The organism is Erwinia amylovora, assembly GCF_017161565.1.
Lineage (GTDB): Bacteria > Pseudomonadota > Gammaproteobacteria > Enterobacterales > Enterobacteriaceae > Erwinia > Erwinia amylovora.
In genome coordinates this window covers 1,879,653-1,904,924 of sequence record NZ_CP066796.1, presented here as the reverse complement: position 1 = coordinate 1,904,924, position 25,272 = coordinate 1,879,653, and the positions used below count along the sequence as shown (strand labels likewise).

General features: G+C 49.3%; 27 protein-coding genes. 13 read left to right on the top strand and 14 right to left on the bottom strand.

The window, feature by feature from the left end; genetic code table 11:
• The first annotated feature begins 2 nt into the window (after positions 1-2).
• Positions 3-938 (top strand): phage baseplate protein, encoded by a 936-nt coding sequence (locus tag JGC47_RS08845; RefSeq protein WP_004157638.1) that lies wholly within the window; start codon positions 3-5, stop codon positions 936-938.
• On the opposite strand, the gene JGC47_RS08840 is transcribed toward JGC47_RS08845, so the two are convergent.
• A complete protein-coding gene (locus JGC47_RS08840; RefSeq protein ID WP_223386180.1) occupies positions 939-1,529 on the bottom strand; it encodes a DapH/DapD/GlmU-related protein in 591 nt (196 codons plus the stop codon). It abuts the gene before it with no gap.
• A gap of 629 nt (positions 1,530-2,158) precedes the next feature.
• Here JGC47_RS08840 and JGC47_RS08835 point away from each other — a divergent pair.
• The 5 genes from JGC47_RS08835 to JGC47_RS17985 all read left to right on the top strand — a co-directional run bounded on the left by JGC47_RS08835 (position 2,159) and on the right by JGC47_RS17985 (position 4,138).
• On the top strand, positions 2,159-2,431 hold the full coding sequence (locus JGC47_RS08835; RefSeq protein WP_004157637.1) for a hypothetical protein: 273 nt from the start codon (positions 2,159-2,161) through the stop codon (positions 2,429-2,431).
• Between the two features lie 10 nt (positions 2,432-2,441).
• Positions 2,442-2,615, top strand: a complete 174-nt coding sequence (locus JGC47_RS08830; RefSeq protein ID WP_013036045.1) for a hypothetical protein — start codon at positions 2,442-2,444, stop codon at positions 2,613-2,615.
• 94 nt (positions 2,616-2,709) lie between these two features.
• Positions 2,710-2,883 (top strand): hypothetical protein, encoded by a 174-nt coding sequence (locus JGC47_RS08825; RefSeq protein WP_004157636.1) that lies wholly within the window; start codon positions 2,710-2,712, stop codon positions 2,881-2,883.
• Between the two features lie 257 nt (positions 2,884-3,140).
• On the top strand, positions 3,141-3,353 hold the full coding sequence (locus JGC47_RS08820; RefSeq protein ID WP_004157635.1) for a hypothetical protein: 213 nt from the start codon (positions 3,141-3,143) through the stop codon (positions 3,351-3,353).
• 251 nt (positions 3,354-3,604) lie between these two features.
• Positions 3,605-4,138, top strand: coding sequence for a phage baseplate protein (locus tag JGC47_RS17985; protein ID WP_371410426.1), 534 nt, complete (start codon positions 3,605-3,607; stop codon positions 4,136-4,138).
• 85 nt (positions 4,139-4,223) lie between these two features.
• On the opposite strand, the gene JGC47_RS08815 is transcribed toward JGC47_RS17985, so the two are convergent.
• The 4 genes from JGC47_RS08815 to rstA all read right to left on the bottom strand — a co-directional run bounded on the left by JGC47_RS08815 (position 4,224) and on the right by rstA (position 7,141).
• Entirely contained in the window at positions 4,224-5,225 is a 1,002-nt protein-coding gene (locus JGC47_RS08815) for an acyltransferase family protein (RefSeq protein WP_004157633.1), read from the bottom strand.
• Between the two features lie 55 nt (positions 5,226-5,280).
• Positions 5,281-5,691 (bottom strand): type II toxin-antitoxin system HicB family antitoxin, encoded by a 411-nt coding sequence (locus tag JGC47_RS08810; protein ID WP_004157632.1) that lies wholly within the window; start codon positions 5,689-5,691, stop codon positions 5,281-5,283.
• A 22-nt stretch (positions 5,692-5,713) separates the two neighbouring features.
• Positions 5,714-5,893 carry a type II toxin-antitoxin system HicA family toxin gene (locus tag JGC47_RS08805; RefSeq protein ID WP_012906750.1) on the bottom strand — a complete coding sequence of 60 codons (180 nt, stop codon included), beginning with the start codon at positions 5,891-5,893 and terminating at the stop codon, positions 5,714-5,716.
• A gap of 519 nt (positions 5,894-6,412) precedes the next feature.
• Positions 6,413-7,141 (bottom strand): two-component system response regulator RstA, encoded by a 729-nt coding sequence (gene rstA / locus JGC47_RS08800; protein ID WP_004157629.1) that lies wholly within the window; start codon positions 7,139-7,141, stop codon positions 6,413-6,415.
• A gap of 176 nt (positions 7,142-7,317) precedes the next feature.
• On the opposite strand from rstA, the gene JGC47_RS08795 reads away from it, so the two are divergent.
• Positions 7,318-7,782 (top strand): hypothetical protein, encoded by a 465-nt coding sequence (locus JGC47_RS08795; protein ID WP_004157626.1) that lies wholly within the window; start codon positions 7,318-7,320, stop codon positions 7,780-7,782.
• A 3-nt stretch (positions 7,783-7,785) separates the two neighbouring features.
• Here JGC47_RS08795 and JGC47_RS08790 read toward each other — a convergent pair whose 3' ends face one another.
• Both JGC47_RS08790 and ydgH read right to left on the bottom strand, forming a co-directional pair.
• A complete protein-coding gene (locus JGC47_RS08790; protein WP_004157625.1) occupies positions 7,786-9,177 on the bottom strand; it encodes an amino acid permease in 1,392 nt (463 codons plus the stop codon).
• 207 nt (positions 9,178-9,384) lie between these two features.
• On the bottom strand, positions 9,385-10,335 hold the full coding sequence (ydgH, locus tag JGC47_RS08785) for a DUF1471 family protein YdgH (RefSeq protein WP_004157624.1): 951 nt from the start codon (positions 10,333-10,335) through the stop codon (positions 9,385-9,387).
• Between the two features lie 598 nt (positions 10,336-10,933).
• Between ydgH and JGC47_RS08780 the strand changes: the two genes are divergently transcribed.
• A complete protein-coding gene (locus JGC47_RS08780; protein WP_004157623.1) occupies positions 10,934-11,689 on the top strand; it encodes a hypothetical protein in 756 nt (251 codons plus the stop codon).
• A 99-nt stretch (positions 11,690-11,788) separates the two neighbouring features.
• On the opposite strand, the gene JGC47_RS08775 is transcribed toward JGC47_RS08780, so the two are convergent.
• From JGC47_RS08775 to JGC47_RS08755, 5 genes are all read right to left on the bottom strand, one after another.
• Positions 11,789-11,974: a DUF2534 family protein gene (locus JGC47_RS08775; RefSeq protein WP_229023883.1), complete on the bottom strand. Its 186-nt coding sequence runs from the start codon at positions 11,972-11,974 to the stop codon at positions 11,789-11,791.
• A gap of 104 nt (positions 11,975-12,078) precedes the next feature.
• On the bottom strand, positions 12,079-14,061 hold the full coding sequence (locus tag JGC47_RS08770; protein ID WP_004157621.1) for a TonB-dependent copper receptor: 1,983 nt from the start codon (positions 14,059-14,061) through the stop codon (positions 12,079-12,081).
• Between the two features lie 210 nt (positions 14,062-14,271).
• Positions 14,272-14,751, bottom strand: coding sequence for a DUF2946 domain-containing protein (locus JGC47_RS08765; protein ID WP_004157617.1), 480 nt, complete (start codon positions 14,749-14,751; stop codon positions 14,272-14,274).
• 155 nt (positions 14,752-14,906) lie between these two features.
• Positions 14,907-15,857 (bottom strand): universal stress protein UspE, encoded by a 951-nt coding sequence (gene uspE / locus JGC47_RS08760; RefSeq protein WP_004157615.1) that lies wholly within the window; start codon positions 15,855-15,857, stop codon positions 14,907-14,909.
• Between the two features lie 113 nt (positions 15,858-15,970).
• A complete protein-coding gene (locus tag JGC47_RS08755; protein ID WP_004157614.1) occupies positions 15,971-16,726 on the bottom strand; it encodes an FNR family transcription factor in 756 nt (251 codons plus the stop codon).
• Positions 16,727-17,050: 324 nt separating this feature from the next.
• Between JGC47_RS08755 and smrA the strand changes: the two genes are divergently transcribed.
• Positions 17,051-17,605, top strand: a complete 555-nt coding sequence (gene smrA / locus JGC47_RS08750; RefSeq protein WP_013036039.1) for a DNA endonuclease SmrA — start codon at positions 17,051-17,053, stop codon at positions 17,603-17,605.
• A 59-nt stretch (positions 17,606-17,664) separates the two neighbouring features.
• Here smrA and JGC47_RS08745 read toward each other — a convergent pair whose 3' ends face one another.
• The gene (locus tag JGC47_RS08745; RefSeq protein ID WP_004157612.1) at positions 17,665-17,859 is read right to left on the bottom strand and encodes a hypothetical protein; all 195 of its coding nucleotides are present in this window, start codon (positions 17,857-17,859) and stop codon (positions 17,665-17,667) included.
• A 126-nt stretch (positions 17,860-17,985) separates the two neighbouring features.
• Positions 17,986-18,201, bottom strand: coding sequence for a putative secreted protein (locus tag JGC47_RS17980; protein WP_024015252.1), 216 nt, complete (start codon positions 18,199-18,201; stop codon positions 17,986-17,988).
• 655 nt (positions 18,202-18,856) lie between these two features.
• Here JGC47_RS17980 and JGC47_RS08735 point away from each other — a divergent pair.
• From JGC47_RS08735 to JGC47_RS08720, 4 genes are all read left to right on the top strand, one after another.
• Positions 18,857-19,900, top strand: coding sequence for an acyltransferase (locus tag JGC47_RS08735; protein ID WP_004157610.1), 1,044 nt, complete (start codon positions 18,857-18,859; stop codon positions 19,898-19,900).
• A 495-nt stretch (positions 19,901-20,395) separates the two neighbouring features.
• Positions 20,396-21,724 (top strand): MFS transporter, encoded by a 1,329-nt coding sequence (locus JGC47_RS08730; protein WP_004157608.1) that lies wholly within the window; start codon positions 20,396-20,398, stop codon positions 21,722-21,724.
• Positions 21,725-21,826: 102 nt separating this feature from the next.
• On the top strand, positions 21,827-23,353 hold the full coding sequence (locus JGC47_RS08725; protein ID WP_004157607.1) for a carboxylesterase/lipase family protein: 1,527 nt from the start codon (positions 21,827-21,829) through the stop codon (positions 23,351-23,353).
• A 195-nt stretch (positions 23,354-23,548) separates the two neighbouring features.
• A complete protein-coding gene (locus JGC47_RS08720; RefSeq protein WP_004157606.1) occupies positions 23,549-25,186 on the top strand; it encodes a methyl-accepting chemotaxis protein in 1,638 nt (545 codons plus the stop codon).
• The last annotated feature ends 86 nt before the right edge of the window (positions 25,187-25,272 follow it).

Below are 25,272 nucleotides of genomic sequence, written 5' to 3'. Positions count from 1 at the left end.
TCATGACTAAAGTGTTTAAAACGCCCTTTGCCGCGCAGGGCGACAGAGCAGATGTGCCTGTAGAAACGCAGGCTGACGGCTCGGTGTCTTACACACAGGGCTATGGTTACGACTATGAGCGTGACCAGACGACAGATCCGGCGGCGAAGGATATTGAGCGCGAGAAGATGAATGCGCTGTTCCACGATGTGACCGAGGCCACTGGCGAAATGCAGCAATTCGGTACTGCCAGCTGGTCAGAGGATGGTAAACCCTATCCGATACGCTCACTGGTTTACTACAGCGAGAAAACGTGGCAGTCCAGAATAAAAAATAATAACGAGAAACCCGGAAAAGGTAGCGGCTGGATTGAGCTAAAGGCGGATATCAACGCCGTTGATCTGCTTTATCCGGTTGGGATCGTCACCTGGTTCGCTCAGAACAAAGATCCGAATAAGCTATTCCCCGGTACAACGTGGAAAAATATTGGTGAGAACCGCACGATCCGTCTGGCCAGCGCTAACGGTAGTGACGTTATGAAAACGGGCGGTTCCGACTCGGTCACGCTGGCTGTGAACAATCTTCCCGCACACGGACATACGTTTTCGGCGAATACCAGTGATTTTGATCATGGTTCCAAACAAACCAACGGGTTTGATTATGGATGGAAGCAAACTGACGAACAGGGGAATCACGAACACACGTATAATGAGGTGATACCTCGTGGCGGTTCTGGATTGGATATTGGTGGTAACTGGCAAACTATCATCAAAGGGAGTGCTACGTCTAGAGCCGGGGATCACGTCCATAACTTATATATGGGATCGCACGACCATTCGGTTGGTATCGGTGCTCACTCGCACTCTGTTTCGGGCACAACAGCTAGTGCAGGTTCAGGCACGGCATTTACTGTGGCTAACTCATTCATTAAACTAATGGGTTGGTATCGAAGCGCATAATCATAGAAACTTTTTAAATTTTGCAGGCGTACCAGCGTATAAACAATTTGCTGCTACGTCAGCGGTCACCACACTATTTGCAGCAATAACGCTGTTATCTCCGATACTTATGCCGGGTAAAACTATAACGCCTGCGCCGATCCAGACGTTTTCCCCTATGTTTATCGGGGCAATAATATTTGCAGCATGACGTAAAGTCGGTTCGGTATGGTGACTGACTGTAGTTAATGTTACATTTGGGCCAATCATGGTGCCGGTTTTTATTGTTATCATCTCATTATCAAGGAAGTTGCACCCATTGTTGATTAGTACATCACCAATGAAATTTATGTTTCCAAATTCAAAGTAAAACGGCGCGACTATGGTTGTTTGTGAGCTTGTTTTTATGTCAGTTTTGGATAATATTTTATTCTTCTTTCTAAGAGAACAATTTGATGTATTGAAGAACAGGCGAGCCTCATCTGGGCTTACTCTTTTTTTAAGTAAATAGTAATAATATCTAATCATCGTCAATTTCAACCATCCATGATAGTTACCGAAAAGCCTCTTGCGAGACTTACGTTTTCCACGCCCGATCACTTTACCAGCCACTTCCCTAAAACTAAAGCTAACCATGTGTGATTATTGGCGTATTTGGATGTGTACTAATATCTGTTCATTGTATGAACGCGGGGTGAAAATAATTTAAATTCATTCAGTTAACCTGGTATTGCATAAATATTGCTGCGTGACATGGAATGATTTGATTTGAATTGCCAGGCTGGCCCTCATTCACTATGCGCTCATAACAGCTCACTTACAGGGACACAAAAAGGGGCATTTGGTATAAAAGGGACATAAAAAAGGGCAGGGAAATGTCCGGGTTGGCTGTCGATGTCAACAAACGTATTACTATAAGTTCCTGGTTACAAACTTATTTCCTGAATAAGCAGGAGTTTATGGGTTTTTGCCCTGTTAAAATTGGATTAATGATGGCAGGTGCGCGGGCTTGCCCTGGCGACAAAACGAGTTACGGAGAGATGGTTTTTGCCACAGCGTGCTGATTCGAAGAAAGTAAAGCAATTGTTCGGACTGGCGACAAGGCATCATGCAGCAAATGCAACGGGTATTTTACAATCCTTGCCTCCGCACAAGACTGGGCAGAAGCAGGCAAAGCGTATGCTGCCACAGGCGACAGAGTGCTGTGCCGTTGTCCCGATCACTATGTTTAAGGTTCAGCCATGCAGTCTACCCGCACAGGTACTGGCTCTCTGACCTCCCGCAATACCAGTCAGTCGCCTGTTCTGGCACAGCAGTCACAGGATTACTGCGCCCGGAACGGTATTCGCTTTCAGTGCGCCGATGACGATGGTCAGCTAATAGCTGGCTGTCGCTACACCCTGATGTTCCCAGACGGACGTTCTGAAGCTGGCGTTACCGACGAACACGGGGTTACGGGGTGGCATTATGCCGAATCGGCAGACGATATCAGCCTGCACATTCTTACGGACTGAGGAAAAGCGAATGTCAGACAACAGATGGAGCGGTGTGCACGGTAAGAACTCCGGGCTTGATGGGGATGAAACATCAACAGGGCAGTATGTTATGGCGGAAGCCGGGCTGGTCAGTGAACGGAAGACGAAAGCTGTGAGTGTGACAGAACGTCCCCCTGCCCAAAATGCGGACAACCTGGAGTGATTGCTTCCGGCGATCTCCGACAGACCAACTTACAGGGATGGCAGTCGCCGCCGATGGTTGACCGGTACGCTGTGGATGTGCGACCGGAACGAACATGTATACACTGGAAGAATTTTCGTCAGGCAAAGCCTGGTCTCCGGTTAAGCGTGAGCACCCCTGTTATTTTGAGTCAAAAGGGACAATGAAGCCTGAGGATCAGGGGGAGGAAACAAAGCAGATTAAGATCACCATCTCTGAACGTCCATTTATTGCGAAAGAGTACGAATAGGTTCACCGCAAGATCCGTTCGAAAAAATAAAATGGAATCTGAAATAAACGACCGACTTTATCATTACTCTTATCCTTATCAGGTTAGGGCTAGTGTATGCGGTCCTGCTGCATTTTAACTGTATCCCCAGTAAACATCCTTCGGGTATGTTATATACAAGTGAAGGGAAACCAAGGATATCAGGACTTGACTGGATGACTCTGGCTGGGCTTAGAGATTCAGAACACAGTATTAGGTTTTAAGCTCTTGATTCTCCTGTGGCGGGTATCACACTGTGGCAAACACTGACGGAATGGTTTGAGAAAGCAGGTTATGAAGTTGTCTTTAGTCATGTTAAAATCACTCAGGCAGCCGTTCAGGGAATAAGAGATTTAAATAAATATATAGAGAGAGGCTATCAAGTCGTCACATTGATAAATGAGGGGCTCCTTGATGGCAGCAAGAATAATACAGCATTACCTACACATTGAATTGTATGGGTGGATCGGTAACACAGGATAATCATGGATATGTTAATTTGAAATTATTTTCTTGGGGGCAGTCAACCAACTGTTCTCGGCATATTCCTCTTGTATAAAGGCAGTAAAAAAGGACTGAGTGCAAATGACTTAATGGCCGGGACACCTTTTAACTGCATATTGGAACAGTCGAAAACATTCTTCACCGTACTCAATCTTTCCAGTGCATATAACGATCAAATTAATTTGATTTTCCGGTTGGGATCGTCACCTGGTTCGCTCAGAACAAAGATCCGAATAAGCTATTCCCCGGTACAACGTGGAAAAATATTGGTGAGAACCGCACGATCCGTCTGGCCAGCGCTAACGGTAGTGACGTTATGAAAACGGGCGGTTCCGACTCGGTCACGCTGGCTGTGAACAATCTTCCCGCACACGGACATACGTTTTCGGCGAATACCAGTGATTTTGATCATGGTAGTAAAAGAACCAGTGATTTTGATTACGGAACTAAGCCAACTGACTGGCAAGGAAACCACAGTCATCAGATGAAAGCCTCCCAGTCAAGCGGGTCGGGAGACGCATTCCTTAGCACCCCTCATAACAATGGCACACGAGAGCCTGAATATGCGAGGAATCACCAGCATAATGTGTGGATTGGAAGTCACAACCACGATGTCTGGCTTGGTGCGCACTCGCACTCTGTTTCTGGTTCAACGGCAAACACGGGTTCAGGTGCAGCTGTATCAGTAACAAACGCCTTCATTAAATTAATGGGTTGGTACAGAAGCGCATAAGCTTAACTCGACAAAAAGGGTATCCATATAGTTACAGGGTACCACATCGATTTGTCATATTGAGAGCTAGCATTCTAAATTGTTTTCATGTTTTTGATACGGAATTCGATACCAATTTATTAAGTGGTATCTCAACGAATCTATGGCAAAGAAGTCCAACTATCACTGATAGTAAAATCAGTGAGCACGAAAAAACATAGGCATTAGATGTTATCTTACTGATAATTTTAGCCGATGGGCTGAGTACAAAAGCATGTGAAAGATACAACGAATATGAGCTAAATCGAATTTTTTCAAGTATAGATGACCTTATCCTTCTTGCTTTATCCTCATATAAAACGAAAGACAGAAAAATTAATAACATCGGGATCCCTGCATGCAAAAATCTGTATTTCAGGTCAAATATATCAGCATTAATGTGCTGATATGTAAGTGCAGTAACCCCTGCTGCCAGCAATGTGAGATTAATAAACCAGTTCGTATTCTGAATTTTTTGGTATAAATAATACGCAAAGAAACCCATACTAAACTCAATAAATAAAGTGTTGGTTGCAAATTTCAAATATTCATTTAAAGGTTGATGCAATAAGCCTGCAAGCACCAGTAAAAAAATGGCTAAATTTGTGAATGAGCACAGGTATTTTCTGCCGAATAACAATGAGGCTGAAATGATTAAGTAAAAAAATAGTTCATACGATAAACTCCATCCATTTTGAAGAAGGAGTTTATCCTTGGTCGGGGTAATGAAAATTGAACTTATAATATCAATATTCCCCCCACTGCTATTAACCAAGGATGGTTTTATGATATAAATCACCAAAGCGAAAAGAGAAAGCAACCAATATAAAGGAAGTATTCTGGTGAGTCTTCTCCTAAGGAATTCTGTTGGTTTTGTTTTTTCGCTGGTTACATGGCACATTATGAACCCAGATATTATAAAGAATAAATCAACCCCAAAAGAGCCTACATTATATCCAGTCAAGATGTTGTAGTTGTACTGATGACTTTTGAAAGCAGTGTGCTGAACGACAACACTTAACGCTGCCAGACCTCTCAGCCACTGAATTGTTACAATCTCATTTTTCATTTAGGGCCACAAAAGAATCCGCTGATGCATTTATCAATAAAGCCTCTTGCGAGGCTTAACGTTTTTCGCGACCAATCACTTTATCAGCCGCCACGCGGGACAGGAAGCCGGAACGGCTACCGTACTCAGGATGTGCAGCGACAAACTGATCGATACGGCGGATCAGTAAAGAAGGGAGCGTAACATTGATTTTTTCCGCTTTCCCCATCAGCCGGGTAACGTCCACATCTACCAGCGCCCACACCACACCAACATAATCGGGATCGGCCAGCCAGTTTTCCACGCTGGTCGCTTCCGGCACCGCTTCGCCATCTTCCACCAGTAATTCGATATGCGCGTCGATAGCCTCACGCGCGCTCTCAATCGCATCCTGATAATTGTCGCCGCCAGAGAAGCAGCCTGGAATATCGGGTACGCGAACGCCGAAGGATGAATCGCCTTTATCAATAGCAACAGGGTATAACATGTAAACCTCCGGTAGGTGGGGCTTAAAGCCCCGCCTGTTTTTTAATGCTTTTCAGCGTTGGTAGCGGTATGTCCTTTTGGGGATGTTTTACCGTTACCAGCCCTTTTTTCGTTGGGTGCTTGAACTGGTGATGACTGCCTTTTACTCTCACCAGATACCATCCATCGGCCTCTATCATTGCTATTGCATTCCTGCTATCCATCCTCCGGCTCTCTGTGTTGTCTTGTTGGGGTTATAATAACTCCGACGGGTTTGGCGGTCAACCTTATTGCGGGGTTATAAAGGTTATTCCTGGAGACTGATACGAGGATCCTGAACCTGAATGAGTATTTCGATTCCCCAAAACCAAAGCTAACCATGTGTAATTCAAGAGTATTTAGACGCATGTTAGCGTCTGATTATCGCATAGCTGTGGGTGGAAAATGGCTAAAAAACAATTTGTTAACATGTTAGTGCGCAGATACCGCTGCGTGACATGGAATGATTTGATTTGAATTGCCAGGCTGGCCCTCATTCACTATGCGCTCATAACAGCTCATTTACAGGGGCACAAAAAGGGGCATTTGGTATAAAAGGGACATAAAAAAGGGCAGGGAAATGTCCGGGTTTGGCTGTCGATGTCCACAAGCGTATTATTATAAGCTCCTGTTTACAAAGCAATTGCCTAAATAAACAGGAGCTTATGGGTTTTTGACCTGTTAAAACTGGACAAACAGCTTCCTCATGACGCATCCCAGGCATGAGGGGCAAACAGGTAGCCCTTGTTTCTGATGGTTTTGATGCGGTAAGGCTCGGTGGCGTTATCGAGGAGTTTTTTTCGCAGACGTGAAATTGCCACATCAATGCTGCGATCCATACCGTCGTAGCTGACGCCGCGCAGAGTTTTAAGTAATGCGTCACGGTTGAGTATCGAGCCGGCATGGGTTGCCAGCTCCCATAACAGGTCGAAGTCGGCAGTGGAAAGGGCGATGGTTTCGTCTGACAGTGTGACCTGACGATTGATGGGATCGATACTCAAGCTACCGAAACGCAGTGCTTTTTGACCGGGGATGCCAGGGGCAATCTCATCATGCTGACTGCCAATCCCAGCCTGACGCAGATGCAGGCGCAGGCGTGCCAGCAGAACCGCAGGCGGAGTGGTCTTGAGGATATAATCACTGGCGCCCATCTCCAGCGACAAAATATGATTCATATCGCTATCAAGTGAGGTCAACAACACAATGGGGCCTTGCCAGCTGTCGCTGCAGCTCAAGTCGCGGCACAGCGTCATGCCATCTTTGCCGGGTAGCATGATATCCAGCATGACCAGATCCGGATGAGTGGCGGCGATAGTGGCTTCAGCGCGGTCACCACGGCTTTCAACAATAACCTCGATATCATGACGCCCAAGGTAGGCGGCGATCAGTTCCCCGACATCTTTGTCATCTTCAACGAATACAATTTTGTTCATAGAACCAAATATATGGGTTAGCAATAGGCTAGCTTAGCCTTTCCGTCACGCCACGACTACGTATCAGGCGAAATTATCATGTTACGGCATCGCGGCTGTCAGCGTGTAAAACCCGCTTTTGCAACGTGACCTGAACCGAATTATTTGGAGTATATCTGTTATAATCCAGACCGACTATGTCATCATCGTTGCCAGGGTTGTTAAGGCAAATTACGAAGGAGAGAAGAGCGTTGGAAAAGAAACCGGCTTCAGTGGGCTACAGCTCCCCCATCTGCCTTAACTATATTGATTTCCTTTCCGCCTCATGCAAGAAGCAATGGCGCTTTGTTGATGCGATCTACGGAGTTATCCCGTTTTTCGGCATGATAACCCGAAAGCCTGCCGATATGCCCCAGCCGTCCGCAGAGCGCCTGAAAGCGCTGGCGCTGCAAATTATCTCTACCCAGGTGAGTGATGAAATCAATATTGCGCGCCTGATCACCCTGGCCCGCCAGCAGCAGCTGGAACAATTTGATATTCTGCTGCCTTATCTGCTTTCAGAGCAGCAGCTGGATGCCATCCATCAGGAATACGCCAGGCCGCTCGATCTTCAACAGCATGACGACCGTCTTAGCGTGAACATCCTGCCAATGGCGCATTGATCGTCAGTGAAGCAGCATCCACGTCGCCGGCAGCGCTGCGACTACCAGCATAGCCATCATCGCTTTCTCTGCCACGTTGAGTGGCTGGCTTGCTCTTCCGCCCCGGCGGGCATAAAGAAACAGTAATATACCAGGCGCATACAGCACCAGCGAAAGCAGCAGATGCAGCGGCCCCGAAGCGTACAGCAGCCACAAGCCGTAAGCGCTGGCACCGAGCGCGACCAGTGTCACTGCCGGTCTTTTTAATCCGCGCGCGATCTTGAGCAGATAGGCACCCACCAGCAGATAAGGCACCAGGATCATTTCTGAGGCGATGGTTAATAACGTACCGTAGTCGGAACCGGTCAGACAAATCAGGATCAAACAGATTTGCACGCAGCCGTTGGTCAACCACAATGAGGCTACCGGAGCGCCACGATGGTTCTGCCGGCTGAGGATGCGCGGGAAAGCGCCATGCTGTGCAGCGATCAGCGGTACCTCGGCAGCCATGATCGTCCAGCTCAGGTAGGCGCCACACACCGAGATTATCAGCCCGGCGACGATGGTCAGATTGCCCCAAGATCCAATCAGCGTGGTCATTAAGCCAGCCATTGAGGGGTTGCGCATTTCTGCCAGCTCGCCGCGTGGTACGATGCCCAGCGACAGCAATGTAACCAGCAGATAGATAGCCAATGCCGCGATGACGGCCATCAGGGTGGCGCGGCCAATATCGCGCTTATCGCGTGCTCGCGATGACACCACCACCGCACCTTCGACGCCAATGAAAACCCACAGCGTGATCAACATGGTGTCTTTAACCTGCTGCCACACCGGTTTACTCAATTGCAGGCCGGTAAAATCGAAACGGAATCGTTGATAGTGAAAAGCGGCGATCGCCAGTACAACAAACAGCCCCAGAGGCAACAGTTTACCCAGGGTAGCCATCAGATTAATGCTGGCGGCCGTCTGCACGCCGCGCAGAACCAGCGCGTGTACCAGCCACAATAACAGAGAAGCCCCAAGCATCGACTGCCAGGTATTTCCATTGCCAAATATCACATGGCCCGGCGAGTCGGTAAAAAAACTCAGAGCGGAAAAAACGATCACCAGATAGGACACATTGGCGATCACCGCACAAAGCCAGTATCCCCAGGCTGAGCAGAAACCGACCAATTCCCCAAAACCTGCCCGGGCGTAGCTGAAAATACCGCCGTCCAGTTCAGGTTTGAGTCTGCTGAGCAGCAGCATGGCCAAAGCCAGCAACACAATCCCCACGCCGGTAATAGCCCAACCGATAAGCAGTGCGGCCGGGCCGGCGACAGCCGCCATATTTTGCGGCAAACTGAACACCCCGGCACCCAGCATCGAACTGAGTACCAGTGCAGTCAACGCACCCAGGCCTAACTTTTTTTCCAAGAAACACCCCAAATGCAGAATAAAATGCCAGTCAATATGATTGGTTCAGGTTTAACCTTGTCATCATGAGGATAAATAACAAAGAAACCCCTGAAGTGGCGGGCGATTTTACGGAGAGAGGAAGCGGGATGCAATGACTTGCTATGCAAAAAGTGGTGGCAATTATTCATAAAGCGGGGTGAGAAGTTGCCACCCCGCAACACGGCATTACTTGAACAGATCGGCAGACACCGTCAGGTTGCCGCCGCTCTGGTTCGACCACTGGCGGGTAACATGATAATACTTAGCACCTTTAGCTATCGCCCGGCGCCCAACCTCTTCAGATACCTCAGTAGGGGTACTGAAATGGCCGGTGAAGGTGATGCTGTCAAATGGCTGCATCTGTGCCGCAGTCACCACATTCACCTCCTGCACGCTTTTGCCATCAGGCGAGGTTACAGTGTAACGCTTACCGGTAGAGCTTTGCGTTTCGAAGAAACGTCCCACTTTGTTACTCGGCGTTTCAGCGGAAGCCACGCCGGGGATTTCAACCTTTTTGGCCGCTGCGCCGCCGGTTGCCAGCGCTGCCTTGCCAGCTTCAGAATCTGCCGGGAGCAAGTTTGGCGACTGGACTTGCCGTTCAGGCGCATCTGATTTGTAGATATAGGCGGTAATAATCTGGTTACCGCCGCTGTTGGTGTCGATTTGACGAATGATAAAGAAAGCGGCAGCTCCTTTATCTTTTGCTGAACGGGTAATTGCGTCATTCACGTCAGGCTGGCTACGGAAAAAACCACTGGCGCTAACGGTGTCGAAGGGTTCAAGCGTGAAGGCTTCTGCTTTAGTCAGCTCGCGTACGCCATTAATAATACGATCTTTGTTCTTTGGGGCAGCCGGAGCATCGGTATGGTAAAGGTCAGCGGTCACATTCCAGTTACCACCGTTGCCGTTGGTATCATTGATACCCTGAATATAATAAGAGTCAGCACCCGCGGCATCTGCACGCTTTGAAACCGCCTCACTGGCTTCGTAGATGGCATTGAACCGCCCGCTGAGGGTTATTCTGTCAAACGGTTTCAACGATGCAGCTTTTTCCGGAGTCAATTCCTGTGCTGCCTGGGCGGACAATGCTGTGATCGACAGCAGCGCTGATGCCAGAATGGTGTTCTTCAGCTTCATAGATTAATCCTTCGCCTTACGCATAAATGAGTACATTACCTGCCGGACATCTTGATGTGTAACACATTAGCGCCCGATTATTGCATGTAATAATGTTCTCTGTCTCCGCGATTTTGTGTGGATTACCTGTTATTAAAGCTAATTATTTTATCGATCGAGAGCGGGTTGTGTTGCCAGCCAGTTCCCGGACACACAGAGTTGCGCCAGAAAAGGGGATCGCCCACAAGCGGATAAGGGTCGCGGCCTGTTTTGAGCAATCATCTGATTGAGCAGGGGGCGGAAAAACCCGCTGGCAATGCACAACGCGCAAAGATCCCTCGTCGCCGGCCAACGGCAGGGATAGCTGGTAGAGTATCTTGACTGAAATGAATAATCATTTTGGCCCGGGAGAAATGCCTTAGAAGAGAATTCATTTGAGATCTGTTAAAAATTAATCGCTGCGAACAGATGTGTTCATGGCGTAATACCCCATATCCTGATTAAATCTTCCGTGAAAAATAGTTATTACGACTATTTTATTGCAGCGCAAGATATGACATGCGGAACTATATGCATGGTAAAACCATCAGTTACTCATTTAATTATCTAAGGTGTAAAGTTGAAAAATCACGTCGATCTCAAAATTGAATGGGAGCATCCGGACTCCTTACATAAAAACCCTACTGGCGATCCTTCAATCGGATATCCGCAAATCTGTATCAGGACTAATCGTAACGCACAAAGGACGGATCTTAAGATTGTGACAGAAAAGACCAATGAAATTGCAGACCAGTACCCTGAAAACAAGGTTGAAAGAGCTAAGCATGTTATTGCAGCATTAAACTCAATCTTCGGTGGTGGCAGCTTTGGTCATGCATGGATTATTATTTTTAACAGCGAAAAAGAGGGGGATTATAGCAGTTATGCTTATCATCAGGGCTATGGTTATGTCCATAACGGTGATACAGAAGGCCACACAAATGACAGTAATAAGAGAGGATTTTCATATCAACACATTGTCTCACTTGACAGAAAAAAGATAACAGCTTTAGAAAACAATATTATTCCTGGGATTAATGTCATTAGTACTGCTATTGCTTATGCAATGGGATATTCCCCCGCCGAAGGAAGACAGGGGGTTTATAGTGCCGTGACTAATTGTTCATGGTTTGCAGGACATGTCTGGAATTTAGTGACATCGGAAAACATTGAGTTCGCGCAACCTTTCCCCGGTATAGATTATGCGGAGCGCTGGGGAATTGATGCATGTTATTTACTCTCCCGGATTGCAGATCCAGGGGTGATTGCTGAAAGTCTGTCCATAACCGATATCGGCTATGATCGGCCTGTTAACCGCGATACAAGTCCGGCTTGAAGGGCTCAGCCCGGCCGCGCGCCGGACTGAGTCGCAGTGAGCCAGTCAATTAAACCACTGAGGATCGATGGTTTGTAACCGGCACGCTTTATTCACCGTTCAGGACTGACTATCCGCCGACTGTTCACCGATAAAGAAATACCATAGCGGAATGGACAGCAGCAGGGTAAACACCGAGCTGTAGATCAGGATCATAAAGAACTCAGACACATAGAGTTCAACAGGCCAGGTGGAGAAAGGCATGTTGTATTCGTTTATTGCTCCACCGATCATGGCTTTTGTCATTACTATTGCGGCGCAAATCAGCACACAAATTTGAGCAATAAAAAAATTCCGGCGCTTCTTGCCTGGAGGAAACATTACCATAGATCGTACTCCTGTCATTTTTCTCAGAATTTAACGTTAAGTTTGGCCCACCAGGTGCGGCCAGGCTCGTTGACTGGGGTGGCGCCGGAGTAGCCAAAGGCGCTGTTGCCTGCCAGATTCAGGTGCTCGCTATAAGTGCGGTTAAATATGTTATCAACCCCGGTGCTTACTTTGACGTCAGCGGTAAACGCGTAAGCCGCGTTGGCAGAAAGAATAGCGAACCCATTACTGCGGTCGAAATCTTTACCCACCACGTTACCTTCATTCATCGCCACACGATGCTGATGGCTCACCATGCGCAACAGACCGCTGGTGCTCCAGCTGCCTTCATGCCACGTCAGGCCAAGACGGCTTTCCAGCGGCGGCATTTGTGGCAGCGGGCGTTTATCGGAACGGTTCTGGCCCCACGAGTAAGCCAGGCTGGCATCGGCGTTCAGATTTTCGGTCAGTTTATAATTTAAACCCGTTTCGCCCCCCATAATGGCAGCGTCAACGTTGCCAACTTGTTTAGTGCCGCCATTGGCATCATCGTAGTTAAACAGGACAAAATCGCTCACGCGGCCCAGATAAGCAGAAATCCAGCCGTCCAGCCGATCGCCGCTATATTTTGCCCCGATATCCAGCTGGGTGGTCTTTTCAGGGGCAACCGCATCGAATGCACTTGAACGGCCATCGGTATAAGTGGTTTTAGAAAACAACTCCCAGAAGTCCGGGAAACGCTCTGTATAGCCCACACCGGCATACAGCATCACGGGCAGGGTTTCCAGCGTCTGCTCCAGCCGTACGAATCCGGCTGGCATTGTATCGTTTCTTTTTGCCTGACCGGAAGAGGTGGAATTATCAACCCACGTCCTGTCCAGACGTGCACCGGTTATCAGCTTTCTGCTATCGTCCATCGTCCAGCTTAACTCGCTGAACACGCCAATATTGTGGAAACGTGCATCTTGCGCCCAGTGGCTGACATCATATTTGCGGTAGCTGCTGGTTTGCATGTCCATGCCGCTCTGGAGTTCAAAGTCGGACCAAAGCCAGGTCCCCATCATCCGGCCGTTGACGGAACGCGTATCACGCTGTGCTGTCTTCTCCGGAACCGGGCTCATCCCTTGCATCATGCTCTGCGGATCGCGCAGGCTGTGGTTATCCATCACGTGATTGGCATAGTTGTAGTGGATTTTAGCCTCAAACTTGTCAAACACCTCACCAATATTTGATTTTTCGAAGCTCGCACCCAGGCTTTGCCGCTTGAACTGGGCACCGTCCATCGCTCGTCCGGCGTAGCTTGCTTCTCCATCACCGGTGCCGGCCGTTAACTCCAGCAGGGTATCCTTATCCGGCGTCCATCCCAGCGCCATATCTGCGTTCCATTTATCCCAGCGTGAAGGAACTCGGGAACCGTCACCATCCTTATAATCGCCAGCGCGCGATTTATTACCCATCAGCCGCAGATAGCCATCTTCATTGCCCATGCTGAAGTTGGCATTCTCATCCCGACGGCTATTGGATGCAGTTAACAGACTGGCATCGCCTTTGAGGGTTGCCTGCTCAAAATGAGAAGGGGCGCGGTCGAAGCGGATAGTGCCGGCTGAATTTCCCGGCCCCCACAGAACGGTTTGCGGGCCTTTAACAATATTCATCAGGTCAAAACTTTCTGGTGAAATATAGGAGCTGGGGGCATCCATACGACCGGGACAGGCACCCAGTATCTCCCCGCCGTCGGTGAGAATACGCAATCGCGAGCCAAACATGCCGCGCAATACCGGGTCGCCGTTAGTGCCGCCGTTGCGGATCTGAGAAAATCCCGGCAGGGTTTTCAAATGATCGGAGGCATCGCTGGCGGACTGCAGTGACGATTTTGGCGATGCCACCACCGTCAGTGGCGAGGTCGGAGGAGCGCTAACGACCATCACCGGCTCCTGATGGTCAGAAGCGAGTTCCATAGCCGATACCTGGCAGGCAGTGATCAGCGCAACGCTTAAAATGGATAAGCGAAAATGGCATTGTTTCATGGTTAATTCCTTATTTATTTTTGTTGATCTTGCCGTACGCAGTTTTCCATGTGCGAGACAAATATTTACTGCCGTGCGGACAGATTTTCGTTCGCGACAAATCGACAATTCAATTATTTTTTCCGCAAATTATTCGCGTATTGCGCATAGCGGAATCGCGTCATTTCCAGAAGGAAATAAATGCGAAGATTCATTTTTCTGATAAGGGAATTAACTGACAGGTGGCGCACGGGGCTGTGAAAGCCCGGGGAAAAAAGTAAGGTGACAGGGTAGAAGATGCAGCGGGGCTACGGTTCGTGCCGACAACAGTAGCAGGCGAATAACAACAAGAAATATCGCTAACAGCAAAGGCAAATTAACCAGTAACTGGCAATAGCCGCAGGCAAAGTGCTCCGGCAGCTTGCCGCCGCCACGGTCAGAATGCTGCCCGTTTTCAGTGGGAGTTTGCGAATGACAGAGGTCGTTGTCAGCTGCCGTCGGCATCCCATCCATCATGCCGTGTTGCGCCATTTCGCTTAAGCTACTCCTGAGGTTTTCCAAAGACGTCTTATGATGTTCTGCACTGCGCCGCTGTTCAAGAATAGTCGACACATCGGGCGCAATAAATAGCATCAGAATCGCCAAAATGGCGATTAATGCGGGTATGCGGCGCTGCGACAGTCGGGAAAACGAAAACACTCTGTAATCCATAACAGAACAAAAAAGAGGCGCAATTCTAGCTTTTTTTATTTCAGGTGTTAATGAATAAGTCCTTAAATCATATTATTTTGCGTATTTCCCATTATCAGACTGGTGTAAGCGGCGGGGCTGCTTAAAACACACCGCCGTTCAGTGAAGCGGATAAGTCAGTCGTTTTCATCGTCTCCCGGTGCCACAGGAGAGACAAAACCCTCTGGCTTGATGGCCAGCAAGTCGCAGCGCAAGTGGTCTATTACCTGCTCTGCGGTGTTGCCAAGAAACGCAGCAGACAGACCGGTACGACCTATGGTTCCCAGCACTACAACACCAGCGTCAAGGCGTTCTGCCAGCTCGGGGATGACCTCTTCCGGCAGACCTTTCTCAACGTGGGTGAATTTCTCGTCAATCGAGAATGGCTGACGCAATGCTTTCATCGCCAGCAAATGCTGACCACGAATTGCCTCGTTGTAAACGTCCGGGTCAAAGTCCGGTAGCTCAATGGCAATATTAATTGGCGTAACCGGGTAAGCGCCGACGAGGTGGACTTCAGTGTGGTTGACGCGCTCCGCCAGCGCCAGCGTTTCTTTAACCAGCTTGGTGTTCAGCGGATCATGATGGGGTTCTTCACTGGCAAGATTCACAGCCACCAGTGCTTTTCCTCCTTCTGGCCATACCTGGTCTTTGACCATCCAAACCGGGCAGGGGCACTTGCGCAACAAATGCCAGTCGGTAGGCGTAAATACCACGGCCTGCAAGCGGTCGTGCTGGTGAGTCATTTTTATCACCAGGTCATGATGACTGTTAATCACCTCATGGATAATCGCCTCAAATGGACGGTTATGCCAGACCACCTTAATATCAATCTGCACGCCGGCCGTCATATAGGCCTGTGCCTGCCCGCGGATCCATTCTGTGCGCTGGATCACCACGCCTTTACGCATGGTCACGCGCTCATCAGGCGACAGCAGGGTGGTCATTTCGTAGGAGAAGTCGTAAATGGGCAGGAAACAGGTGATTTTACCGCCAAGGAGCTGATTAAGATAGACAGCGCGGCGCAGCGCAGGCTGGTCATCCTGCTGGGGATCGATTACCACCAGTATATTTTGATACAGGGCCATAACGTTTCTCCTGAACAGAGCGTTTCAGCATAAAGATAGACTAATCACGGCAAAGGGCGAAGGAAAAAAGTGGTAAACGAATCAATCAACTAAAAATATCGATCCGGCCCGGTTCAGGTGATTGCGTGACCATGGCCCGCAAGTTCCGCCAGGGATGCCTGATTTTCGATGCTGATATATTTACCTTTCACCGCCAGCATGCCGCTTTTCTGAAACCGGCCAAGCAGGCGGCTGATGGTTTCAACCGTCAGCCCGAGATAATTGCCGATATCGCTACGCGTCATAGTAAGACGAAATTCACGCTGCGAGAAACCCCGTTGGCCAAACCGCAGAGAGAGACCGTAGATAAATGCAGCCATCCGTTCCTCCGCATTCTTTTTTGACAGCAGCAGGATCATTTCCTGATCGTCCTTAATCTCGCCGCTCATCAGGCGCATCATTTGCTGACGCAGGCTGGGCATTTTGCCTGAGAGATCGTCAAGCGTTTCATAGGGGATTTCACAGACCATAGCGGTTTCCAGAGCCTGAGCAAAGCCGGGATGTTGGTTGCCGATAATGGCATCAAAACCGACCAGATCGCCAGCGAGGTGGAAGCCCGTAATCTGCTCATCACCCTGTTCAGTGATGGTATAACTTTTGATCGTGCCGGAACGAATAGCGTATAACGACTTCAGTTCGTCACCAGCTTTAAACAGCGTTTGACCCTTTTGTATCGGTTTTTTACGCTCGATAATATTATCGAGCTGATCCAGCTCGTGTTCGTTGAGAGTGAAGGGGATGCAGAGTTGACTGATGCTACAATCCTGGCAGTGAATGGCGCAACCACCCGACTGTACACGTTTGGTGAGAATTCGCTTTTGCGGGATCATAATCTACGCTCGATGATAAATGACTCGCATTAATTTACATATTTTAGTTACAAAAGGGAATATCCCTGGGGATAAAAGGCGTATAAAAATCAGGGTTGCTATCGCCGATGGGCAATCAAGTAACGCCCGTGCAAATGCAAATAAGGCGGTATTAACATTTTTAATCGCTAAGTCTAGTATATTAAGAGTTAATTTTCATATTGACGCCTGTGGGAACGGTTTATGCTGACAGGCGCCAATGCCGGGGGCGCGTTATTTGCTAAAATCGCGCCTGTAACAAAACCATTGAGCACACGGCTTACGTTTGTTGACCGGGTGGAAGAGATGAATGAGCAGAATTTGTTTAAAGCCGCAATGGAAGACGTCAAGCCATTGAAGAACTGTGCCGATACGCTATGGCTTAAGGAACCTGTAGCCAGGATGCCGCGCGTGCAAGATTGTCAATGGGACAATCCTTTCACCTGTGGGCTGCTGGATGTTATTCCCCTGTCCAGCCCGCTGGAGTATAAAGCAGAAGGCATACAACAAGGGGTGGTGGATAAACTGTGTCAGGGCAAATATCCGGCTGGCGCCACGCTTAACCTGATTCGGCTGCCGGTGGAACAGTGTCGTCAGTCGTTGTATCTGTTTTTGCTGCAGGCCGCCAACGATAATTTGCGCAATGTGCTGATTATTCATGGTAAAGGGCGTAATGAGCAATCCCATGCAAATATCATACGCAGCTATCTGATGCGCTGGCTGCCGCAGTTTGCTGAGGTCCAGGCATTTTGCAGCGCCCGGGAACGGGACGGGGGCAGTGGGGCCTGCTATGTCGGTCTGCGCAAAAGCGAATCGGCGCGCCTCGACAATCGGGAAAGGCATGCAAAGCGCAGCCGTTGATCGCTTCAGCGGTTTGTTGACGCAACCTGACCGCAGTGCTGGCGCCACGCTCAGGAAAGCTACGTTGTCACTTTAGCTGATCCGGACACGGTACGTAACGTCCTGATATTTAATTCGTGCAGGACTGACTCGCCGTCGTCGACCAGCAACGTAATGTGGTCGAAGGGCATCGCCGTGAAGTACAGCGCTGTACCTGAGGCCGCGCCTTCGTTGGCGATCAGCTCCAGCAACGCGCGACCCCCCACCAAATGCATATCCGTATTCCCGGTCCCAGGGGGGAACGCGCATGAAAAGCGATCGGTGAAGTAACGATGCCGAAAGCCTGACATCGAATATCGATCGATAAAACCCCGCCAAAAGGCCCACTGTCCCGGCCGGCTTCAAGCTTTTAACCCTGATCGTTGGAGAAGGTGATATTCACCGTGGTAAAACACAAATCCGTCAGGATCATTGATAAACCCGGTTATCGGGGCATAGTGCGTTTGCAGGCGATAACTCACGGCACCCGATTTTACTGGTACATTGCGGGAACAGGCAAAAGCTGCTCCGGTACTCAGGCATACTGAGCTAATAATAAAATTACGTCGGTTGATCATTTATCAGGCCTCGTGGCATAAGAGGCAGAGAGTAACAACGCATGACATGACCGGGGCCGCAAGACTCCGGGGCCGGGTACGGAGCAGCGCAGCAATAGCCACAGGGATTTTTACTGGCAGAAACAGGGGGCCGTGAAAGCCGCTTTAGCCTGTTGACGTATTTTTCAGAATTAAATAACTTTCCTTTCTTCACGCGGCCCATTTTCCTTATTGTAGTAAATTTACCTTATTAATTTGAGATGGTTTGTATCAAAAAACATCCCTGACTGACGTTAATTCCCGGTACGTCGGGAACTGTTTAAAAGCTGGCAACAGCAACAGAGAGGGCCTTGCGCAAGATCATAGCCCTGGCGGCCGTGAGCATTAACAATGAGGATAAACAAGATTGATTATATACATAACAAAAATTGATGGGATTTAATAATGCTTAAGGCTATAATCTGGCCACATTGCTGATTGGTGATAATCTTTGTCGTACTATTGACTGGCTAAAGCATACATGCCTGACAGTTTCAGTTGTCAATAAATTTGACGGTTATCTCATAGTGCATAAAGCGGATGTTCCCGGACGGGAAGAGACGGCAAATAATAAAATACCCCAAGGCAACAGAGGGTAATTTAGCTATATAACTCAATCTATTAAAAAGGCAAGGAAATGCGCATATTGGCTATAGATTTGTTAAAGATCCTCGCTATATTTTTTGTGATCATCTCTCACGTCACGCTGTTTTTTTTATCCGGTAATGAACAAGATGTGTTCTTGTACTTTTTCAGGCAATCAGGGCAGTGGGGCGTGGTGGTGTTTTTTATCTGCAGCGGCTACTTTTTGCTCAGCAATAAGCATGAGGATCAGACAGGTTACATCCTTAACAAGGTCAGGAGGTTAATGACGATTTTACTGTTTTGGATAATCTTTTACTATCTGTATGATACTTACCTGATCAGTCAGTTCACTGCTGTTGAAAATGTCATTTTCCTGCAATACGTTAATGTCAGCGGCAATTTGTCCGATGCCACTCACCTTTGGTTTATCTTCTCAATTACCGCTCTCTATATCTTGACGCCTTTACTACGCTGCGCTTTCAGTGAAGATAACGCAAAAGGAATTTTGCAGGTACTTATTATCATGGTGGTCGTTGCCAATCTTACCTTATTCAACGCATTAACAGATTATGAATTTTCATTTAAGTCAATCCCCTTTAATATCCTGCTGCCGTTTCAGTCCGAAGGTTTAATCAGCTTCCTGATAGGGGGTTATTTGGCTTTGGTTAAGCCAAAAATCAGGTCTTTTTCCTTAACTCACATCATGCTTTTGCTCATTTCTGTTGGATCATTTACAGCCTTGTCGCTAATCTCATTCCGTACCGGCATGGTCTTTTTTTATGGCAAGTTCTACAATATACTGCTGCTGACTTCATCCGTTTGCCTGTTCTTGTTTATGGTGAATATAAATATCAGCAGAATACCTGCCGTGGTTGACGATATCAGTAAAAACGTACTTGGCATTTATCTGGTGCACAATATTTTCGTTGTAGAAGTGCACAGCGATTTTATTCACAATTCGATTAGGGAAATGATTGGCGGGACAAATAACTATATATACATAGTGATCTACTCTTTATTCTCCTTCGCCCTTTCGTATATCTTGTGCGTCCTGCTGCGCAAGTCAAAATTTACAAGAAAAATCATCACGCTTTAAATTCTCATTCAGGGTGATGATGAAGGGCATCTCCGATCTCTGTTTCAGATCCTGACTGCCGAGTTTCAGCATCTCCCCCGATATCAATCGGATAAACTTTAAGGGGCTTTCACTGAGCCTCTGCCTTCCCGGGCAGAAGTAGCAGGTTACGGCATTTGATGCATATCTTTTTACTGCTGTCACCGGGATCGCTTAGGTTAGTGATAACTCCATTTACCAAAATCTGTTCCTTTGTAAACACCCACCCCTGACGCGGGCTGCAGATGTTGCTGATCAATAACCGTCCCGCAACTGAAGTTGCACTAATTGCAGGCCATCAGGATCATCTGAGCGCACAACAGCCCAGCTGAAATATTTCCTTTTTATGAACAAAGTACCGTTAATTCTCAAGAGAAATTTATAACAATCCGTTATGATGTTGGTCACTTTTTTTTCGTCAGTGCCGACGATCGGTCAACCTGAATCCGCTGACACTGGCCAGTTAGGGAGCCTGAAGTGGAGAGTACCGCAGCCATTGACATCCGAGCGTTAATCAATCAGCAAACGTTGAGCAGTTATCAAAAACGCATCATCGCCATGAGTTTCGCCGTCGTCGCTATGGACGGCATGGATATCGCGATGATGGGGTTCATCGCGCCCGCCCTGAAGAGCGCGTGGGGGGTGACTAATCATCAGCTGGGAGCGGTGATCAGCGCCGCACTTATTGGCCTTGCATTGGGTGCAATGCTTGCCGGCCCACTGGCTGACCGTTTTGGCCGCCGCCTGATAATTATCTACAGCGTGTGCGGCTTCGCTTTGTGCACGTTGGGAACCGCATTTTCTCAGAATCTTGATCAAATGATGTTCCTGCGCTTCATGACCGGGCTGGGGCTGGGCGCTGCAATGCCAAATGTCGGCACGCTGGTTGCCGAATATGCGCCGGAGCGTAAACGTGCATTTTTGGTCACCGTTGTGTTTTGTGGTTTCACCTTCGGAGCAGCCAGCGGCGGATTTGCCGCATCATGGCTGATACCCCATTACGGCTGGAATGCGGTGTTGATAATGGGCGGGGTTTTGCCATTGCTGTTGGTACCCTTGTTGCTACGCTGTTTGCCGGAGTCAGTTCGGTTTATGATTGCCCGTAATGCGCCCACCGGGCAAATCCGCCAAATTGTTGAAAAGATGCATCCGGGCATTATTTCTGATTCAACGGTGTTTACCCGCAATGAGCTGGCAGCAGGTGAAGGCGCAATCAAAGTGGTGCTTTCCCGTCGCTATCTTTTTGGCAGCGTGATGCTGTGGGGAAGTTACTTCATGGGGCTGTTCCTGGTATATCTGATTGGCTCCTGGTTGCCGTCACTGGTCAAGGACATCGGCATGACCGTCAGCCAGGCAGCGCTGGTCACTGCTGTTTATCAGGCGGGCGGTACGCTAGGCTCTCTTTTCGCCGGCTGGATGATGGACCGCTTCAACGCTAACCTTGCGCTGGCCGGCATCTATTTTAGCGGGGCAATAGCGACCGTCTGCATTGGCTACGCGCCTGCGGATACGCTGATGCTGAGTTCCATCGCCTTTTGCAGTGGCTTTTGCCTGAATGGAGCGAATACCGGGATGAATGCGCTTTCTGCCAGTTTCTATCCTACGCATGCCCGCGCTACCGGCTCCAGCTGGATGCACGGCGTGGGCCGGGTTGGGGCCATCCTCAGTGCTTTTGCCGGGGCGCAGATGCTGTCGTTGGGCTGGAATATCACCGATGTCTTTTCCTTCCTCGCTATTCCGGCTGTATTGACCACGCTGATGCTGGTCGCCAAGTATCGCTTTGATTTGCAGCGCGACCGGGCCTGATTGTTCTGCAAACGCGTTCAGGCTGCATACGACGACGACCTTGCCTGGCCAATGATTTAGCCGACAGACTGACCATTCACTTACTTCGGCGTAGATAAGCAAATGAGAAACGATCAACGATTACGTATTGTGACAGCCGAAGGCATTCTGCGCGGCAACGAGGCAGAAGGTGTTTTCGTTTTTAAAGGGATCCCCTATGCGGCTCCTCCTGTCGGGGAACTGCGCTGGAAAGCCCCACATCCGGTCAAGCCCTGGTCCGGAGAAAGAGACGCCGGCAAATGGGGACCAGCCTGCTGGCAGAACCGTGACGACTGTATGGCAATGGGCGGTGGTGACCCGGGTGAACTAAGCGAAGATTGCCTGTATCTCAATGTCTGGACGCCAGATATTACCCCTTCACGGCCGCTACCCGTTATGGTGTGGATCCACGGTGGGGCTTACACCATCGGTTCAGGGGGGTTAACCCCTTATAGCGGCGCGCCTTTAGCGCAGCGTGGTGCCATCGTCGTCACCCTGAATTACCGTCTTGGGCATTTTGGTTTCTTTGCCCATCCGGCGCTGGACAAAGAATATCCTCAAGGCGAGGAAATCAATAACTTTGCTTTGCTCGATCAAATCGCCGCCCTGCATTGGGTACAGCGTAACATTCACGCATTTGGCGGTAATGCGCATAACGTCACTCTGATGGGGGAATCGGCAGGTGCACGCAGCGTACTCTCACTCTTTACATCACCGCTGGCACAGGGATTATTTCACAAAGGGATTGTGCAGAGTGCTTACACATTACCTGATGTACCCCGCGCCGCCGCGTTGCAGAAAGGGCAAAAGTTGGCTGGCCATTTCAATCTGCCGGCTGCTACGGCAGCTCAGTTACGTGACCTTCCTGCCGAAGCATTCTTGCCGCTGGATCACTCCCTGAGTTGCGGGCCGGTGGCGATCTCTGGCGATCGCGTACTTCCGGTTCCAATGCTCGATGTGTTTACGGCCGGCAGGCAACATCCTCTGCCGCTCATCATTGGCAGTAACAGTGACGAAGCCAGCGTATTAGAATTCTTTGGCGTTGATGCGGCACGGTCGATTGCGGAAATGCGCAAAAAGCATCCGCTGATGCTGCAGATGATCAAATGGTTATATCGCGGCGTTAGCAACGATGCCGAACTGGGGCGGCGGGTGGCGCGCGATATGTCCTTTACCATCATGGGGTATATCGTCTCACGCGCGCAGCAGCGCATCGCCGTGCCGTGCTGGCGTTACTATTTTGATTATGTTTCTGAAAATTCACGTGATATTTACCGTCATGGCACCTGGCACGGTAATGAAATTCCCTACGTGCTAAATACGCTCGGCCAGTTCACGGCGGAAGAGACCGGGCGACCGTTTACCCTCGGCGATGAAGAGTTTGCCGAACGCGTCAGCGAATACTGGCTTAACTTTGCGCGCGAAGCAACGCCCGGTACCCACGCGATCAGCGGTGAAATTGACTGGCCCGCCTGTCACTCTTCTACCGACCAAACTCTGCGTTTTGGTTGTAACGGTCTGGCTGATATCGCGATTGAAAAACGCTTTATGCGCCACAGAATGCGGGTTTTTCGCATTTTGATGAAAGCCCTGGTCCAACTGAGCCACTAAGAGCCGTGATGACGCTGTGATTGTAAAGTTATGGTGAAGTGTTATGAGCTTTGCACTGCCTGAGTCGGCGTAAAAATATCATTATTAACATAAGAAATAACTCAATTTTCCCGCCCATGCTGCCGATAACCCCTGTTGATAGAGCACTTATATAACAAAATTTCTTATTCGGTATCATCGGGCTACGGAGTCACCATGAATTTCTTAAAAAACTATACCATCCGCGCCATCCTGTTGTGGATTCTGGGGCTGTTCTGCCTGATGTGGGTGACGGTCAGCATTTTCAGCGTCTATTCACTGGGGCAGTTGAGTAAAGGCGATGCGGTGGGCCGTGATCTCATCAGCCAGATGAATACCCTGAGTCAAGGCAACGACCAATATTTCCGCGCTATTACCCGCCTCTCAAGGGCTACGGATTCAAAAAAACAGCAGGATATGGCCGCGGCCCAGCAGGCGCTGGATAACATGACAGCCCTGTTGGCAAAGTTTAAAGCGCAGTCACCCGGGCAACTGGATGCACAATACACTTCAGCAGTCATTGAACGCTGGCAGAGGTTGCTGGAAGATGGAGTCACGCCGCAGATGCGGCTGGCCCGGCAACAGAACCTTGATGAATATCGCTTACATGCCAGTAGCGTTACCCCTGCATTGAGCCGTGATTTCGGTGCCAGCGTGGAAAAGTTCAACAGCGCCGCTGCGATGAAACTCGATCAAACCCGCAGCAACGGTGACGATCTGATCGGCCACACCAAAATTGTGCTGATAATCGCATTGTTGTTTGGTATAGGCATTTTGATATTTACCGACCGCTATTTGATGGCGATGATGGTGCGGCCGCTGAATACTTTGCGCGAACATTTCCGCTTGATTGCCGAGGGTGATCTTACTCACCCGCTGCAATATATGAACCGAAACTGCGTGGGTCAACTGGTGCCGCTGGTACAGGCTATGCAGGACAATCTGCGCGAAGCCGTGAGTTCAATTCGTAGTGGAACCGACAATATTCACCTTGGTGCGGCTGAAATCTCAACCGGCAACAACGATCTGTCATCGCGTACCGAGCAGCAGGCTTCAGCACTGGAGCAGACAGCTGCCAGCATGGAACAACTCACCGCCACGGTAAAACTCAACGCTGACCATGCACGTCAGGCCAGCACATTAGCTGACAACGCGTCGCTAACGGCAGGTAAAGGCGGCAAACTGGTGACAGAAGTGGTGAGTACGATGGAGGGCATCGCTGACAGTTCGAAGAAAATAGCTGATATCACCTCGGTGATTAACAGCATTGCGTTCCAGACTAATATCCTGGCGCTTAATGCTGCGGTGGAGGCAGCGCGAGCCGGGGAGCAGGGGCGTGGGTTTGCCGTGGTCGCCAGCGAAGTGCGTAATCTGGCGCAGCGCAGCGCAGGAGCGGCCAGGGAGATCGAAACCCTGATCGCCGATTCAGTTGCCCGCGTGGAAAATGGCTCGAAACTGGTGGGCCAGGCGGGCAGCAACATGCAGGATATTATGCAGTCAGTTAATGAAGTCACCGAGATAATGAAGCAGATCTCGTGCGCATCTGAGGAACAAAGTAAGGGTATCGATCAGGTAGCCAGTGCAGTTTCAGAAATGGACAGCGTAACCCAACAGAACGCCGCACTGGTTGAGCAGGTATCTTCAGCCGCCAGCGCGTTAGAACGGCAGACCGAAGAACTGACTCTTTCCGTCGCCAGGTTCCGCTTATCTGCAACCGAAGTAACCAAGGCACGGCCGCTGGCGAGGCAAATAGCGGTCAACGTACCCAAAGCTATGGTTGCTAAGCCATCTGGCGACGATTGGGTCGCGTTCTGAGAGAATTAAATTAACCGAGCGCTCACCCAGTAGCAGGGCGTAACTATCGACGGGCGACGGGTCAGCGCCCGTTTTCATCCTGCCGG

Bases quoted from the DNA above. Each gene is read 5' to 3' on its own strand.
- JGC47_RS08845 (WP_004157638.1), top strand. From the start codon at position 3: ATGACTAAAGTGTTTAAAACGCCCTTTGCCGCGCAGGGCGACAGAGCA.
- JGC47_RS08835 (WP_004157637.1), top strand. From the start codon at position 2,159: ATGCAGTCTACCCGCACAGGTACTGGCTCTCTGACCTCCCGCAATACC.
- JGC47_RS08830 (WP_013036045.1), top strand. From the start codon at position 2,442: ATGTCAGACAACAGATGGAGCGGTGTGCACGGTAAGAACTCCGGGCTT.
- JGC47_RS08825 (WP_004157636.1), top strand. From the start codon at position 2,710: ATGTATACACTGGAAGAATTTTCGTCAGGCAAAGCCTGGTCTCCGGTT.
- JGC47_RS08815 (WP_004157633.1), bottom strand. From the start codon at position 5,225: ATGAAAAATGAGATTGTAACAATTCAGTGGCTGAGAGGTCTGGCAGCG.
- JGC47_RS08810 (WP_004157632.1), bottom strand. From the start codon at position 5,691: ATGTTATACCCTGTTGCTATTGATAAAGGCGATTCATCCTTCGGCGTT.
- JGC47_RS08805 (WP_012906750.1), bottom strand. From the start codon at position 5,893: ATGGATAGCAGGAATGCAATAGCAATGATAGAGGCCGATGGATGGTAT.
- rstA (WP_004157629.1), bottom strand. From the start codon at position 7,141: ATGAACAAAATTGTATTCGTTGAAGATGACAAAGATGTCGGGGAACTG.
- JGC47_RS08795 (WP_004157626.1), top strand. From the start codon at position 7,318: ATGTCATCATCGTTGCCAGGGTTGTTAAGGCAAATTACGAAGGAGAGA.
- ydgH (WP_004157624.1), bottom strand. From the start codon at position 10,335: ATGAAGCTGAAGAACACCATTCTGGCATCAGCGCTGCTGTCGATCACA.
- JGC47_RS08775 (WP_229023883.1), bottom strand. From the start codon at position 11,974: ATGACAAAAGCCATGATCGGTGGAGCAATAAACGAATACAACATGCCT.
- JGC47_RS08770 (WP_004157621.1), bottom strand. From the start codon at position 14,061: ATGAAACAATGCCATTTTCGCTTATCCATTTTAAGCGTTGCGCTGATC.
- JGC47_RS08765 (WP_004157617.1), bottom strand. From the start codon at position 14,751: ATGGATTACAGAGTGTTTTCGTTTTCCCGACTGTCGCAGCGCCGCATA.
- uspE (WP_004157615.1), bottom strand. From the start codon at position 15,857: ATGGCCCTGTATCAAAATATACTGGTGGTAATCGATCCCCAGCAGGAT.
- JGC47_RS08755 (WP_004157614.1), bottom strand. From the start codon at position 16,726: ATGATCCCGCAAAAGCGAATTCTCACCAAACGTGTACAGTCGGGTGGT.
- smrA (WP_013036039.1), top strand. From the start codon at position 17,051: ATGAATGAGCAGAATTTGTTTAAAGCCGCAATGGAAGACGTCAAGCCA.
- JGC47_RS08745 (WP_004157612.1), bottom strand. From the start codon at position 17,859: ATGCATTTGGTGGGGGGTCGCGCGTTGCTGGAGCTGATCGCCAACGAA.
- JGC47_RS17980 (WP_024015252.1), bottom strand. From the start codon at position 18,201: ATGATCAACCGACGTAATTTTATTATTAGCTCAGTATGCCTGAGTACC.
- JGC47_RS08735 (WP_004157610.1), top strand. From the start codon at position 18,857: ATGCGCATATTGGCTATAGATTTGTTAAAGATCCTCGCTATATTTTTT.
- JGC47_RS08725 (WP_004157607.1), top strand. From the start codon at position 21,827: ATGAGAAACGATCAACGATTACGTATTGTGACAGCCGAAGGCATTCTG.
- JGC47_RS08720 (WP_004157606.1), top strand. From the start codon at position 23,549: ATGAATTTCTTAAAAAACTATACCATCCGCGCCATCCTGTTGTGGATT.